This window comes from Streptomyces sp. NPDC014764, assembly GCF_043082785.1.
In the GTDB taxonomy this organism is placed as follows: Bacteria; Actinomycetota; Actinomycetes; order Streptomycetales; family Streptomycetaceae; genus Streptomyces; species Streptomyces althioticus.
The window spans coordinates 722,398-736,739 of record NZ_JBIBXY010000001.1; the positions used below are offsets into that span (position 1 = coordinate 722,398).

Below are 14,342 nucleotides of genomic sequence, written 5' to 3' on the forward strand. Positions count from 1 at the left end.
ATGACTTCGCAGCCGACCCTCACCAAGGCCGGTGACGGCCCCGAGGGCTCCGGAGGCCCGCCCCAGGGCTCCGGACTCCAGGCCGGTCTCAAGAACCGGCATCTGTCGATGATCGCCATCGGCGGTGTCATCGGCGCCGGACTCTTCGTCGGATCCAGCACCGGCATCGCCACCACCGGTCCCGGCATCCTCCTGTCGTACGCGCTCGTCGGCACGCTCGTGGTGCTGGTGATGCGGATGCTCGGCGAGATGTCCGCGGCGAACCCGACCTCCGGCTCCTTCTCCGCGCACGCCGACCGGGCCCTCGGACCCTGGGCCGGCTTCACCATCGGCTGGCTGTACTGGTTCTTCTGGGTCGTCGTGCTCGCCGTGGAGGCGACCGCGGGCGCCGCCATCCTCGAGGGGTGGATACCCGCCGTCCCGCAGTGGGGCTGGGCGCTCATCGTGATGGTGGTGCTCACCGCGACGAACCTGGCCTCCGTCGGCTCGTACGGCGAGTTCGAGTTCTGGTTCGCCGGCATCAAGGTCGTCGCCATCGGCGCGTTCATCGTCGTCGGCGGGCTGGCCGTCTTCGGTGTGCTGCCCGGCGTCGACAGCGAACAGGCGGGCCTGTCCAACCTGACCGGCCACGGCGGCTTCCTGCCCAACGGCGCGGGCGCCATCCTCACCGGCATCCTGCTCGTGGTGTTCTCCTTCATGGGCAGCGAGATCGCCACCCTGGCGGCCGGCGAGTCGGAGGACCCGCAGCGGGCCGTCACCAAGGCGACCAACAGCATCATCTGGCGGATCGGCGTCTTCTACCTCGGCTCGATCCTCGTCGTGGTCTGCCTGCTCCCCTGGGACAGCGAGGCCATCGCCGAGGACGGCTCGTACGTCGCCGCGCTGGACTCGCTGGGCATCGCGCACGCGGGTCAGATCATGAACTTCATCGTGCTGACGTCCGTGCTGTCCTGTCTCAACTCCGGGCTCTACACGGCGTCCCGGATGGCGTACTCGCTCGGCGAGCGCGGGGACGCGCCGAAGGCGTTCGCCCGGACCAGCCACCGGGGCGTGCCGCGCGCCGCGATCCTCGTGTCGGTCGTGTTCGGCTTCGTCGCGGTCTTCTTCAACTACAAGTTCCCCGACTCCGTCTTCCTCTTCCTGGTCAACTCCTCCGGCGCGGTCGCGCTGTTCGTGTGGCTGGTGATCTGCTTCTCGCAGCTGCGGATGCGGAAGATCATCCAGGCGGAGGCGCCGGAGAAGCTGGTCGTGCGGATGTGGCTGTACCCGTACCTGACCTGGCTGAGCATCGCCTTCATCGTGTTCGTGCTGATCTACATGCTCACCGACACCGAGCACGACGGCCGGTCCACGATGCTGCTGACGATGCTGGTCGCTGCCGTGGTGCTGGCCGTCTCCCTGGTCCGGCACCGGATGGCCGGCCGGTCGGCGACCGCCGCCGCCCCGGAACGGGACGAGGCAGGGGTGAGCTGACCCGCACCCCCCGCACGCCGAAGGGCCCGGCGGACGCTCGCACAGCGTCCGCCGGGCCCTTCGGCGTGGGAGGGAGTCGTCAGCGCTTGTCGACGAGCTTCCAGGCGGTGGGCAGCAGACCCATGGCGAGCGCCGCCTTGAGCGCGTCACCGATGAGGAACGGGGTCAGGCCGGCCGCGATCGCGGCGGAGGCGGACATCCCGGTGGCCAGGGCCAGGTACGGCACGCCGACGGCGTAGATGACCGCCGAGCCGAGCAGCATCGTGCCGGCCGTGCGCCAGGCGGAGCGGTCGGCGCCGCGGCGGGCGAGCGCGCCCACGACGACGGACGCCAGCAGCATGCCGAGAATGTAGCCGAACGACGGCATGCCCATCCCGGACCTGCCCTCCGCGAACCACGGCACGCCCGCCATGCCCACCAGCGCGTACACCGCGAGCGAGGCGAAGCCGCGCCGGGCGCCGAGGGTGGTGCCGACGAGGAGCGCCGCGAAGGTCTGGCCGGTCACCGGCACCGGGGAGCCGGGCACGGGCACCGCGATCTGGGCGGCGAGACCGGTGAGCGCGGCGCCGCCGAGCACGAGGGCCGCGTCCCGGACACGGGAGGCGGGGACGAGGTCGGCGAGGACCTGTCCGGGCCGGGCGGAGGTGACGGTGGCGGTGCTCATGGGGACTCCCCGGGGTGAGGGCAAGTGGGAACACGGCGACGCTATACCGGCGCCCCCGCGCCGATCACCAGCAGCGCTCGACAAAGGCTCGATCAGGGACTTGGTGGGCTCCGGACAAAGGAAGGGGGCCACACCTCGTCAGAGGTGACACGGGTCACGGAGGTGACGTGGTGTCGCCGACACGCAGGGACACCGCGACGGCTGTAGGGATCCACCAACGCGGGCCGGTGCGGCCGGGCGGGCCGTCTCGCCCGTCGGTCACGGTCTGGGCAGTGGGCCGGGCCGTTTGCTAGCTTCGGGCCATGGTCGCCCAGTCCCGGAACTTCACCTCGCGTCGCCACGTCGATCTGCGACGCGTGGGCGCGGCTGCCTGTCGCCTCCTCTGACGAGGCGGACGGAGCGGATCCGGCGCGCCTCGACTCCCATACGACGGCGCAGTGTCGGACCCGTTCCCGAGGAAGTTCCCCATGCTTCGTACCGTGGCACCCCCGCCCCACTCCCCCGCCCGCCCGGCGCGTGCCGCCGACCCCGACCGGCGGCGCACCAGTGCCCGCACCGTGCTGCGGTGCGTGCTGGAGCACGGTCCGGTGGCGCGCAGCACCATCGCCCGGCTCACCGGTCTGTCGCCGGCCTCCGTGACCGACCACTGTGCCCGTCTGACGGAGCTCGGCCTGCTCCGGGAGGCCACGGCGCCACGCCGCTCGGGCGGGGTGGGGCGCCCGCATCTGCCGCTCGACCTGGACGGGTCGCGGCTGGTGGTCGGCGGGGTCCATGTGGCGGTGCCGTACACCACGGTGGCGCTGCTGGACCTGCGTGGCCGGGTGGTGGCCGAGCGGCGGCTGCCGCACCCGGACACCGAGCCGGTGCGGGTGCTGGAGCGGGCCGCCGACGCTCTCGCGGAGCTGCTGGAGCGGGTGCCGGAACGGCGGCCGCTCGGGGTCGGCTTCGCCTCCGGCGGCTGGGTGGACCGCGCGGCCGGCACGGTCGTCGACCATCCGCTGCTGGGCTGGCGGGAGGTCCCGGCGCGGGAGTCGCTGCGCGCCCGTACCGGGCTGCCGGTCCATGTGGACGGGCACGCACGGGCGTTGGCGGACGCGGAGCGCCTGTTCGGCCGGGCCGGCGGGAGCGCGCTGCACCTGTTCGCGGGGAACATCGTCGACGCGGCCTTCGCCACCCGTGACGAGGTGCACCACGGGCCGCGGTCCCAGGCGGGCGCGATCGCCCATCTCCCGCTGGCGGGCGGCACCGAGCGCTGCCCGTGCGGCCGGACCGGCTGTCTCCAGGCCGAGTTGAGCGAGCGCACCCTGTGCCGGCGGGCGCGGGAGGCGGGCGTCTGCGACGGGCGCAACCCGCTGCACGTGGTCGACGCGGCGGCGGCCGGGCATCCGGTGGCGACCCGGCTGCTGCGGGAGCGCGCCCGCATGGTGGGGCGCGCGGTCGGACTGCTGACGGACGTCCTCAACCCGGAGAGCGTCATCGTCACGGAGATCGGCGTCATCCACCGCCCGGACTGTCTCGCGGCGCTGCGCGGCGAACTGGACCCGGCGCGCGCGGCGACGGTGACGCCGACGAGTTTCCCGGAATCCGTGCTGGCCGTCGCGGGCGGAGCGGTCGCTCTCGACGTGCTCTACCGGGATCCGCTGAGCGCCTCACCAGAGCGCATTTAATTCAAAAACTCCGAATATTGACATCCCCCTTCGGGGACAAGGAACATGCTGGTCATGAGCTGTCGCACCCTCTGTTGCTGACACGTCGACGCGCGATCCACCGCGGCGTCCTCCTTTCTCGCGCACTTTCTTCTCACGGGCATTTCCGCCCGTGATTCCGCCTGCCTTTCCGTTCTGCGCACACGCTTGTGCGCATTTCCCCGTCCCCGGGAGCTCCCTCATGCCCGCACCACCGGTGGCCGGCCTCGACCGGCGTCTCTTCCTCACCACCCTGCTCGGCGTCACCGCCGCCGCTGCCGGACTGAGCGGCTGCGCGGAGGCCGGGGCCGCGGCCGACGAAGCCGCGCTGAAGGCCCCGCTGGCCGACGAGGTCCCGCCCGGCACCCGGCTGAAGATCTCCTCGTTCGAGAACTTCCAGCAGATCCAGCTGAAGCTCGCCGGCCTCGACGACCTGCCGTTCGAGGTGGCGGAGTGGCTGAACATCGGGGCCGGTCCTGACGTCATCAACGCCTTCCGCGCCAGGTCCCTGGACCTCGCCAACAACGCGGGGATCCCGCCCATCCAGGCCTACTACCAGGGCTTCGACGCCCGGATCGTCGCCGTCAACGTCACCCGCAAGCCCAACTACCTGTTCGCCACGAAGCCCGGCAGCGACATCCGCACGGTCGCCGACTTCAAGGGCAGGCGCCTGGCGTTCTCCCAGGGCCAGGCCCAGGGCGTGGTGCTGCTGCGCGCCCTCAAGGAGGCCGGCCTGGACCACGACGACGCCGAGCTGGTCCCGCTGACCAGCAACCAGTTCCTCACCGCCCTGCAGTCCGGGCAGGTGGACATCGCCCCGCTCGGCAACAGCCAGGCCCCGTCCTATCTGAAGCAGTACGGGCCGAAGGGCGCCCGCACCATCCCCACCGACGTGGTGGACCTGCTCAATCTGCTGTGGGCGCCGGCCGAGGTGCTCGCGGACCGGGCCAAGGCCGCCGCGGTCGCCGCGTACATCCCGTACTGGGCCAGGGGCGCGGTGTGGCAGTACGAGCACCCGGACGTGTGGAACCGGGAGTACTACGTCAAGACGCAGAACCTCACGCTCCCCCAGGCCGAGTCCATCACGGCCCTCGCCAACAAGCCTTACTTCCCGCCGCGCTGGGACGAGGCGATCGCGTGGGAGCAGGAGACCGCCGACCTGCTCGCGGAGGGCGGCTACGTGAAGAAGTTCAAGGTCGACGCCCTCTTCGACCGGCGCTTCGAGTCGCTCGCCGCGCGGGCCGTTCCCGCGGAGTACCGGAGGTGACCGCCGTGACCACGACCACGACCGCCCCCGCACCGCCCGCCGTCGTCGGGGAGGAGCACCAGGTACGGCGACGACGACGGCTCTCGCCCGGCAGACGGCTGCCCGCCACCCGTTTCACCGGTCCGCTGCTCGTGCTGGCGCTGTGGGCCGCCGCCTCCGCCGCCGGACAGCTGGACCCCGGCGCGGTCCCCGCGCCCTGGACCGTGGTGGAGACCGGGATCCGGCTGTGGACCGAGGGCACGCTGACCACCGACGTCCTCACCTCGCTGCGGCGGGCCGGGGCCGGCTTCGCGATCGGTCTGACGACGGGCATCGTGCTCGCCCTGGCCTCCGGTCTCAGCCGCGTCGGCGAGGCGCTGATCGACGGCAGCGTGCAGCTCAACCGCGCGGTGCCCACGCTGGGCCTGATCCCGCTGTTCATCCTCTGGCTGGGCATCGGCGAGACCTTCAAGATCGCGATCATCGCCATCGTCGTCTACATCCCGATCTACCTGAACACCCACGCCGCGCTGTCCGGCATCGACCACCGGTTCGTGGAGCTGGCCGAGGTGCAGGGGCTGTCCCGGTTCGACTTCGTCCGGCAGGTCGTCGTGCCGGGGGCGCTGCCCGGCTTCTTCGTCGGGCTGCGGCTCGGCGTCACCGGGTCCTGGCTGGGCCTGGTCGTCCTCGAGCAGATCAACGCCACCAGCGGACTCGGCTACATGATGTTCCAGGCGCAGAACTACGGCCAGACGGACGTCATCCTCGTCGGTCTCGTCGTCTACGGCCTCTTCGGCCTGGTCTCCGACACCGCCGTCCGCGCGATCGAACGGAGGGTGCTGTCATGGCGCCGCACACTGAGCAGCTGACCCGGCCGGCCGTGCGGCTGCGCGGCCTCACCCGGTCCTTCGAGGGGCGCACGGTGCTCGACGGCGTCGACCTGGACCTGCCCGCAGGGCAGTTCACCGCGCTGCTCGGGCACAGCGGCTCCGGCAAGAGCACCCTCCTCCGCGCGATCGCGGGCATCGACCACGGGGTGGCGGGCAGCGGCACGCTGACCGCGCCCGAGCGGGTGTCGGTGGTCTTCCAGGACTCCCGGCTGCTGCCCTGGCGCCGGGTCCTGCCCAACGTGCTCCTCGGGCTGGACGGCAAGGACGCCGAGGAGCGCGGCCGGACCGCGCTCGCCGAGGTCGGTCTCGGCGGCCGGGACCGCGCCTGGCCGAGCGAGCTGTCGGGCGGAGAGCAGCAGCGGGCCGCCCTGGCCCGGTCCCTGGTGCGGGAGCCGGAACTGCTGCTGGCGGACGAGCCGTTCGGAGCGCTGGACGCGCTGACCCGGATCAAGATGCACGCGCTGCTGCGGCAGCTGTGGGAGCGGCACCGGCCGTCGGTGCTGCTGGTCACGCACGACGTGGACGAGGCGATCGTCCTCGCGGACCGGGTGCTGGTGCTGGAGGACGGCCGCATCGGGCTCGACCTGACGGTCGACCGTGACGGCCCGCACGCCCACGGCGAGTACCGCACCCGGCTGCTGAAGGCGCTCGGCGTCACGGAGGACGCCCCGTGACCGCCCGCCCGCGCCGCCGCCCCTGAAGCACCCCGTCCTCACCACCCCCGCACCGCGAAGGGATCACCCATGCCCAGACAGCTCCATCTGAACGCCTTCCTCATGAACACCGGGCACCACGAGGCGTCGTGGCGGCTGCCCGAGAGCGATCCGTACGCCCACGTCGACCTGGACCACTACGTGCGCCTGGCGCGTATCGCCGAACGGGGCACTTTCGACTCGCTGTTCCTCGCCGACGGACCCCAGCTGTGGAACACGGTCGCCCAGCGTCCCGCCGGGGCGCTGGAGCCGCTCACCCTGCTCACCGCCCTGGCGACCGCGACCGAGCACATCGGGCTGATCGCGACGGCGTCCACGTCGTACAACTCGCCCTACAACCTGGCCCGCAAGTTCGCCTCGCTGGACGTCGTCAGCAAGGGGCGGGCCGGCTGGAACATCGTCACCACCGCCGGCGCCGAGGCGGCCCGCAACTTCGGTCTGGACGCCGAGCCCGCGCACGCCGAACGGTACGCGCGCGCCGCCGAGTTCCTGGACGTCGCGCGGCTGCTGTGGGACAGCTGGGAGGACGACACGGTCGTCGCCGACAAGGCGGCCGGGGTGTGGGGCGACGACGCGAAGATCCACCCGCCGCGCCACCGGGGGACGTACTTCCGGGTGGCGGGCGCACTCAACGTGCCGCGCACCCCGCAGGGGTATCCGCTGCTGGTGCAGGCCGGGTCGTCGGAGGACGGCAAGCGGTTCGCGGCGCGGTACGCGGAGGCCGTGTTCACCGCCCAGCAGACCCTGGCCGACGGCCAGTCCTTCTACGCCGACCTCAAGGCCCGTACGGCGGCGGCCGGCCGCGACCCGGACCACGTCAAAGTGCTGCCCGGCATCGTGCCCGTGGTCGGCTCCACCGAGGCGGAGGCGCGGCGTCTGGAGCAGGTGCTGGAGGAGCACATCGTGCACGAGCACGGCGTGCGCCGCCTGGAGGAGCTGCTGCGCCTCGCCCCGGGGACGCTCGACCTGGACGGCCCGCTGCCCGACGTCCTCCCCCCGGAGGACGAGATCCAGGGCGCCAAGAGCCGCTACACGCTGATCGTGGAGCTGGCGCGGCGCGAACGGCTCACCGTGCGGCAGCTGATCGGGCGGCTGGGCGGCGGGCGCGGGCATCTGACCTTCGCGGGCACGCCCGAGCAGGTCGCCGACACCATCGGCCGGTGGTTCGCCGAGGGCGCCGCCGACGGCTTCAACATCATGCCCGCCGTGCTGCCGTCCGGTCTGGAGACCTTCGTCGACCAGGTCGTCCCGATCCTGCGCGCCCGCGGCCTGTTCCGCGACGAGTACGGGCCCCGGCGGACCCTGCGCGAGCGCTACGGAGTGCCGCGCCCCGCCAACCAGCACGTCACCCCGCACGCCCCCGAGCCGGCTCCCGCGGCCGCGCTCGTCTGACCGCCCCCTGCAGAGAGGAACACCGCTCATGTCCGACCTCCGGATCACCAAGGTCACCGCGAACATCGGCGCCCGGGTCGCCGGCGTCGACCTTTCCCGCCCACTGGACGACGCCACCGTCACCGCGCTGCGGGACGCTCTGAACGAGCACAAGACGCTGCTCTTCGACGACGTCCGCCTCGACGACGCCGGGCAGCAGGCGTTCGTGCGGCACTTCGGCGAGATCACCGGCGCCCATCCGACCGTGCCCGCCGTCGACGGGGCGCCCAGTGTGCTGCCGGTCGACAGCGGGCGCGGGCGCGCGGCCAACAACTGGCACACGGACGTCACGTTCGTCCTCAACCCGCCGCAGGCGACCTCCCTGCGCAGCATCACGATCCCGCCGTACGGGGGCGAGACGCTGATCGCCAGCTCGGCCGCCGCCTACCGCGACCTGCCCGAACCGCTGCGCCGGCTGGCCGACACCCTGTGGGCCGAGCACACCAACGACTACGACTACGCCGTGCCGGAGGAGGCGGTCGACGAGGACGAGGCGGCGCGGCGCGCCCAGTTCACCTCCGTGAAGTACCGCACCGTCCACCCGGTGGTGCGGGTGCACCCCCTCACGGGTGAGCGCGGGCTGTTCATCGGGGGTTTCGCGCAGCGGATCGTGGGGCTGTCGAGGAGCGAGTCGCGCAAGGTGCTGGACCTGCTCCAGGCGTACGTCACCCGTCCGGAGAACGTGGTGCGCTGGCGCTGGGAGCCCAACCAGTTGGTGCTGTTCGACAACCGCATCACCCAGCACTACGCGATCGACAACTACGACGGTCTGCCCCGCCGCCTGCACCGGGTGACGGTCGCCGGTGACGTGCCGGTCGGCATCGACGGCAAGGAGTCGTATGCGATCGAGGGGGACGCCTCGCACTACACGAGCGTGGCGAGGGTACCGGCCGCCGCGTGACGATCACCCCGCAGTGAGCGGACTGTGACCCTCCGCTTGATGGGCGTCCACATGCTGGGCGGCCGCCCCGGGACCGCCGGGCGGCCGCCCAGACTGGGGGCGTTTTTGTCGTCTCCCCCCACATTGGACGAGCCGCGCCCATGCCCCTCACCACGGTCGAGACGCCCGCCGACAGCGACGGCGCCTCCCTCTCGCACGGCCTCAAACAGCGCCACCTGTCGATGATCGCCCTCGGCGGGGTGATCGGCGCCGGACTGTTCGTCGGCTCCGGCGCCGGCATCGCCGCCGCGGGCCCCTCCATCGTGATCGCCTACGCCCTCTCCGGCCTGCTGGTCATGCTGGTGATGCGGATGCTGGGCGAGATGTCGGCCGCGTATCCCTCCTCCGGGTCCTTCTCCTCGCACGCCGAGCGGGCCATCGGCCCCTGGGCCGGGTTCACCGCGGGCTGGGCGTTCTGGGTGCTGCTGTGCACCGCGGTCGGCCTGGAGGGCATCGGCGCCGCGCAGATCGTCCACGGCTGGCTGCCGGGCACGCCCGAGTGGGCGTGGGTGGCGCTGTTCATGGTCGTGTTCTGCGGGACCAATCTCGCGGCGGTGAAGAACTTCGGCGAGTTCGAGTTCTGGTTCGCCGCGCTGAAGGTCGGTGCGATCACCCTGTTCCTGGTGCTCGGCGTGCTGGCGCTCGCCGGCGTGCTGCCGGGCACCGACTCGCCGGGCGGCTCGAACCTCACTGAGCTGATGCCGAACGGCGGCGAGGGCCTGGTCATCGGCCTGCTCGCGTCCGTCTTCGCCTACGGCGGCCTGGAGACCGTGACCATCGCGGCCGCCGAGTCGCAGGACCCGGTGCGCGGCGTGGCGCGCGCGGTGCGCACCGCGATGTGGCGGATCGCCGTCTTCTACGTCGGCTCGATGGCGGTCATCGTCGCGCTCGTCCCCTGGGACTCCCCCGCGGTCGTGGAGAACGGCCCCTACGTCGCCGCCCTCGACCGGCTCGGCATCCCCGGCGCGGGCCAGCTGATGAACGTGGTCGTGCTGGTGGCGCTGCTGTCCGCGATGAACGCCAACATCTACGGCGCCTCCCGCATCGGCTACTCGCTGGTGGAGCGCGGCCAGGGCCCGAAGTGGCTGGGCCGGGTGTCGGGCGGGGTGCCGCGCGTCGCCGTGCTGGCGTCGTCCGTCTTCGGCTTCCTGTGCGTGCTGCTGAGCTACTGGCGGCCGGACGACGTCTTCGCCTGGCTGCTGAACATGATCGGCGCGGTGATCCTGGTCGTCTGGATCTTCATCGCCGTCTCCCAGCTGCGGCTGCGCCGCCGCCTGGAACGCGAGACGCCGGAGCGGCTGACCGTACGGATGTGGGCGTTCCCGTGGCTGACCTGGGTGGCGCTGGCCGGTATGGCGACGGTGTTCGTGCTCATGGCCCGCGAGCCGGACACCCGGGTGCAGCTGTACTCGACGGGTGCGATGACGCTGGCGCTGGCGGCGGCCGGCTACGCCTGGCAGCGGGCACGCGAGCGCCGCTGACACCCCGGACCTACCCGGAAGCCCCCGCGAGATCCCACTCGCGGGGGCTTCCGGTGTACGGCATTCCGGGTCATCGTTACGCAATGGCGACACCCAGAAGACGGACGCTGCTGTGCTCGACCTGCCGCGGCCCTCATCCTCACCGTCTGCTGAACCGGGAGGAGGAGGCTGCGGCCAAGCGACAGCTGGGGCTCCGGGCCGTGTACGACTTCTGGATCTGCGAGAACGTGGTGGACACGGACACCGGCGCACAGTGCCGCACACTGCGCCGGTGGGCCGCGACCAGACCGTTCCCCAAGCCGGTCAAGCTGCTCCCCCCTGACTGACGTCCGTCACAGGTTGCTGAAGTCGGGCCCCTTCGTACGGGTGCGCTTGATCTCGTAGAAGCCGGGGACCGAGGCGACCGCGAGGGTGCCGTCCCAGAGGCGGACTGCTTCCTCGCCCTGGGGGGCGGGGGTGACGACCGGGCCGAAGAAGGCGATCTCCTCGCCGCCGGGGCCGGGGACCGCGATCACCGGGGTGCCGACCTCCTGGCCGACCTTGTCGATGCCCTCCTTGTGGGAGGCGCGCAGCTGCGGCTCGTACGGCGTGGAGTCCCAGTGGTCCATGAGCGACTCGGGCAGGCCGACGTCCTTCAGGGCCGCCGCGACCGTCTCCTTGCCCGGCCCTTCGTCCTGGTTGTGGATGCGGGTGCCGAGCGCGGTGTAGAGGTCGCCGAGCACCTGCGGGCCGTGCTCCTCCTGCGCCGCGACGACCACGCGCACCGGGCCCCAGGCCTTCACCTCGAGCATCTCGCGGTACTCCGCGGGCAGCGTGTCCAGCTTGTCCTCGTTCAGGACGGCCAGGCTCATCAGGTGCCAGCGCACGTCCAGGTCCCGCTGCTTCTGCACCTCCAGCACCCACCGGGAGGTCATCCAGGCCCAGGGGCACAGCGGGTCGAACCAGAAGTCGACGGGCGTGGCGGGAGACTTGTCCGACATGTCGCTCCTCGTGAAGGCAGTGTTTCCCCGTGGCAACGCCGTGGCTCGCCCCGGCCATTCCCGGCTGACCCGCGTCAGGGGCGCATGGCAGGATCGGTCCTGTCCATCCCTGTCGACGACGCATGAGGAGTCCGCCCGTGCCCGGTGAGAACCTGACCCGTGACGAGGCCCGGGAGCGGGCAGCCCTGCTGTCCGTCGACGGGTACGAGGTGTCCCTGGACCTGAGGTCCGCGGTCGGCGAGCACGGCGGCGACGGCCCGCGCACCTTCCGGTCGGTCACCACCGTGCGGTTCCGCTGCGCCGAGCCGGGGGCGAGCAGCTTCGCCGACCTGATCGCGCCGGCCGTGACTGCGGTGTCGCTGAACGGCCGGGACCTCGACCCGGGCCAGGTCTTCGACGGCAGCCGCATCCTCCTGGAGGACCTGGCCGCCGAGAACGAGCTCGTGGTGGACGCGCAGTGCGCCTACTCCCGCACCGGCGAGGGCATGCACCGCTTCGTCGACCCCGAGGACGGCGAGGTGTACCTCTACACCCAGTACGAGCCGGCCGACGCCCGCCGGGTCTTCGCGAACTTCGAGCAGCCCGACCTCAAGGCCCCGTACCGCTTCGAGGTGCGGGCCCCCGAGGGCTGGACGGTGTGGAGCAACGGCTCGGGCGAACTCGCCGACGGCGTCTGGCGGTTCGCGGAGACCAAGCCGATCTCGACGTACATCACGTGTGTCGTCGCGGGTCCGTACCACTACGTCACCGACCGCTACGAGCGGGTCTTCGAGGACGGCACCCGGCTGGAGATCCCGCTGGGTGCGATGTGCCGCAAGGGCCTCGCCCCGCACTTCGACGCCGACGACGTCTTCCTGGTGACCAAGCAGGGCCTGGACTTCTTCCACGACCACTTCGACTACCCGTACCCGTTCGGGAAGTACGACCAGGCGTTCGTGCCGGAGTACAACCTCGGCGCGATGGAGAACCCGGGGATGGTGACCTTCCGCGAGGAGTTCATCTTCCGCGGCAAGGTGACGAGGGCCTCGTACGAGGGCCGGGCCAACGTGATCCTGCACGAGATGGCCCACATGTGGTTCGGCGACCTGGTCACCATGGAGTGGTGGGACGACCTGTGGCTGAAGGAGTCCTTCGCGGACTTCATGGGCGCCTTCTCCCTGGTCGGCGCGACCCGCTTCACCGACGGCTGGATCACCTTCGCCAACCGCCGCAAGGCGTGGGCCTACCGCGCGGACCAGCTGCCCTCCACGCACCCCATCACCGCCGACATCCGCGACCTGCAGGACGCCAAGCTCAACTTCGACGGCATCACCTACGCCAAGGGCGCCTCCGTGCTCAAGCAGCTCGTGGCGTACGTCGGGCAGGACGCGTTCCTGGAGGGCGCCCGCCGCTACTTCAAGCGCCACGCCTACGGCAACACGCGCCTCGGCGACCTGCTGTCCGTGCTGGAGGAGACGAGCGGGCGGGACATGGCCGCCTGGTCGCGGGCGTGGCTGGAGACGGCCGGGGTCAACTCCCTCACCCCGCAGGTGCTGCTGCGTGAGGACGGCACCGTGGACGAGCTGGCCGTCGTGCAGGAGGCCGCGGAGTCGCACCCCGAACTGCGTCCCCACCGGGTCGCGGTGGGCCTGTACCGGCGCACGGACTCGGGCACCCTGGAGCGGTACGCGCAGGCCGAGACGGACGTCGAGGGCCCGCGCACGGTCGTGGCGGAGCTGGCGGGCGCGGACGCGCCGGAGCTGGTGCTGGTCAACGACGACGACCTCACGTACTGCAAGACCCGCTTCGACGACACCTCCCTGGCCACGCTCCGGGAGGCCCTCGGCGACCTCACCGACCCGCTGGCCCGCGCGCTGTGCTGGTCCGCCTTGTGGAACATGACGCGCGACGCGCTGCTGCCGGCCCGGGACTTCATCGCCCTGGTGCTGCGGTTCGCGGGCCGGGAGACCGACATCGGCGTGCTGCAGATGCTGCACGCCTGGGCGGAGTCGGCGGCCGTGCACTACACCGCGCCGGAGCGGCGCGAGGAGGCGGGGCGACGGCTCGCCGAAGGCGCGGCGGAGCAGCTGCGCGCGGCCGGCGAGGGCAGCGAGCAGCAGCTGGCGTGGGCGCGGTTCGCCGCCCGCGTGGCGTGCACCGAGGCCGACTTCGAGCTGCTGGCGTCGCTGCTGGACGGCACGGTGACCCTGCCGGGGCTCGAGGTGGACCAGGAACTGCGCTGGGCGTTCCTGGAGCCGCTGGCCGCGCACGGCGCGGCCGACGAGAAGCGGCTGGACGAGGAGCTGGCGCGGGACGACACCGCGTCCGGCCGCCGTCACCACGTCCGCTGTCTGGCGGCCCGTCCGTCGGAGGCGGTCAAGGCGCAGTGCTGGGCGCAGGTCGTGGAGTCGGACGCGCTGTCCAACGCCCTGGTGGAGGCGACGATCGCGGGCTTCGCCCAGTCGTCCCAGCGGGAGCTGCTCGCGCCGTACGCGGAGAAGTACTTCGCGGTGATCGAGCGGGTGTGGACGGAGCGGTCGATCCAGATCGGCATGGACGTGGTCCGGGGCCTGTTCCCGTCCTACCAGGACTCGCAGGCCACGCTGGACGCGACGGACGCGTGGCTCGCTTCTCACGAGGACGCGGCGCCGGCGCTGCGGCGGCTGGTGCTGGAGGCGCGGGACGATCTGGCGCGTGCCCTGCGGGGGCAGGCGTGTGACGCGGCTGCGGGCTGACGGGGCCAGGGGGGCGTCAGCCCCCCTGCAACCACCGTTACCGAACGCGGGCATTCAGCCCGTAACCCCATCCCCTCACCCGAACGGACCAGCGGCTTTCGGTATCCGAACAGGCGTCCTTTAGT

13 protein-coding genes are annotated in these 14,342 nt (G+C 72.0%); 11 read left to right on the top strand and 2 right to left on the bottom strand.

What is annotated here, in order from left to right:
- Window positions 1-1,473, top strand: a complete 1,473-nt coding sequence (locus ACF1AG_RS03290) for an amino acid permease (protein WP_359606478.1) — start codon at window positions 1-3, stop codon at window positions 1,471-1,473.
- A gap of 79 nt (window positions 1,474-1,552) precedes the next feature.
- Here the strand turns inward: ACF1AG_RS03290 and ACF1AG_RS03295 are convergent, their stop codons facing one another.
- Window positions 1,553-2,137 carry a biotin transporter BioY gene (locus tag ACF1AG_RS03295; protein WP_121721195.1) on the bottom strand — a complete coding sequence of 195 codons (585 nt, stop codon included), beginning with the start codon at window positions 2,135-2,137 and terminating at the stop codon, window positions 1,553-1,555.
- Window positions 2,138-2,439: 302 nt separating this feature from the next.
- Here ACF1AG_RS03295 and ACF1AG_RS03300 point away from each other — a divergent pair, with 302 nt between their 5' ends.
- The 9 genes from ACF1AG_RS03300 to ACF1AG_RS03340 all read left to right on the top strand — a co-directional run bounded on the left by ACF1AG_RS03300 (window position 2,440) and on the right by ACF1AG_RS03340 (window position 10,849).
- A complete protein-coding gene (locus ACF1AG_RS03300) occupies window positions 2,440-2,523 on the top strand; it encodes a putative leader peptide (protein ID WP_350328531.1) in 84 nt (27 codons plus the stop codon).
- An 81-nt stretch (window positions 2,524-2,604) separates the two neighbouring features.
- Window positions 2,605-3,804, top strand: coding sequence for an ROK family transcriptional regulator (locus tag ACF1AG_RS03305; protein WP_359607341.1), 1,200 nt, complete (start codon window positions 2,605-2,607; stop codon window positions 3,802-3,804).
- A 220-nt stretch (window positions 3,805-4,024) separates the two neighbouring features.
- Entirely contained in the window at window positions 4,025-5,089 is a 1,065-nt protein-coding gene (locus tag ACF1AG_RS03310) for an ABC transporter substrate-binding protein (protein ID WP_359607343.1), read from the top strand.
- Window positions 5,086-5,937, top strand: a complete 852-nt coding sequence (locus tag ACF1AG_RS03315) for an ABC transporter permease (protein ID WP_387794510.1) — start codon at window positions 5,086-5,088, stop codon at window positions 5,935-5,937. Before ACF1AG_RS03310 ends, ACF1AG_RS03315 begins: the two co-directional genes overlap by 4 nt.
- Window positions 5,913-6,632: an ABC transporter ATP-binding protein gene (locus tag ACF1AG_RS03320; protein WP_359607347.1), complete on the top strand. Its 720-nt coding sequence runs from the start codon at window positions 5,913-5,915 to the stop codon at window positions 6,630-6,632. The genes ACF1AG_RS03315 and ACF1AG_RS03320 overlap by 25 nt, the downstream gene beginning before the upstream one ends.
- A 69-nt stretch (window positions 6,633-6,701) precedes the next feature.
- On the top strand, window positions 6,702-8,063 hold the full coding sequence (locus ACF1AG_RS03325; protein WP_359607349.1) for an LLM class flavin-dependent oxidoreductase: 1,362 nt from the start codon (window positions 6,702-6,704) through the stop codon (window positions 8,061-8,063).
- 28 nt (window positions 8,064-8,091) lie between these two features.
- Complete coding sequence (locus tag ACF1AG_RS03330; RefSeq protein ID WP_359607351.1) at window positions 8,092-9,003, top strand: TauD/TfdA family dioxygenase; 912 nt, start codon at window positions 8,092-8,094, stop codon at window positions 9,001-9,003.
- Between the two features lie 140 nt (window positions 9,004-9,143).
- Entirely contained in the window at window positions 9,144-10,523 is a 1,380-nt protein-coding gene (locus ACF1AG_RS03335) for an amino acid permease (protein ID WP_359607353.1), read from the top strand.
- A gap of 83 nt (window positions 10,524-10,606) precedes the next feature.
- Window positions 10,607-10,849 carry a hypothetical protein gene (locus ACF1AG_RS03340; protein ID WP_359604975.1) on the top strand — a complete coding sequence of 81 codons (243 nt, stop codon included), beginning with the start codon at window positions 10,607-10,609 and terminating at the stop codon, window positions 10,847-10,849.
- A 6-nt stretch (window positions 10,850-10,855) separates the two neighbouring features.
- Here the strand turns inward: ACF1AG_RS03340 and ACF1AG_RS03345 are convergent, their stop codons facing one another.
- Window positions 10,856-11,503, bottom strand: a complete 648-nt coding sequence (locus ACF1AG_RS03345; RefSeq protein ID WP_359604973.1) for a DsbA family protein — start codon at window positions 11,501-11,503, stop codon at window positions 10,856-10,858.
- A 137-nt stretch (window positions 11,504-11,640) separates the two neighbouring features.
- On the opposite strand from ACF1AG_RS03345, the gene pepN reads away from it, so the two are divergent.
- Window positions 11,641-14,217 (top strand): aminopeptidase N, encoded by a 2,577-nt coding sequence (gene pepN, locus ACF1AG_RS03350; RefSeq protein ID WP_391809256.1) that lies wholly within the window; start codon window positions 11,641-11,643, stop codon window positions 14,215-14,217.
- The last annotated feature ends 125 nt before the right edge of the window (window positions 14,218-14,342 follow it).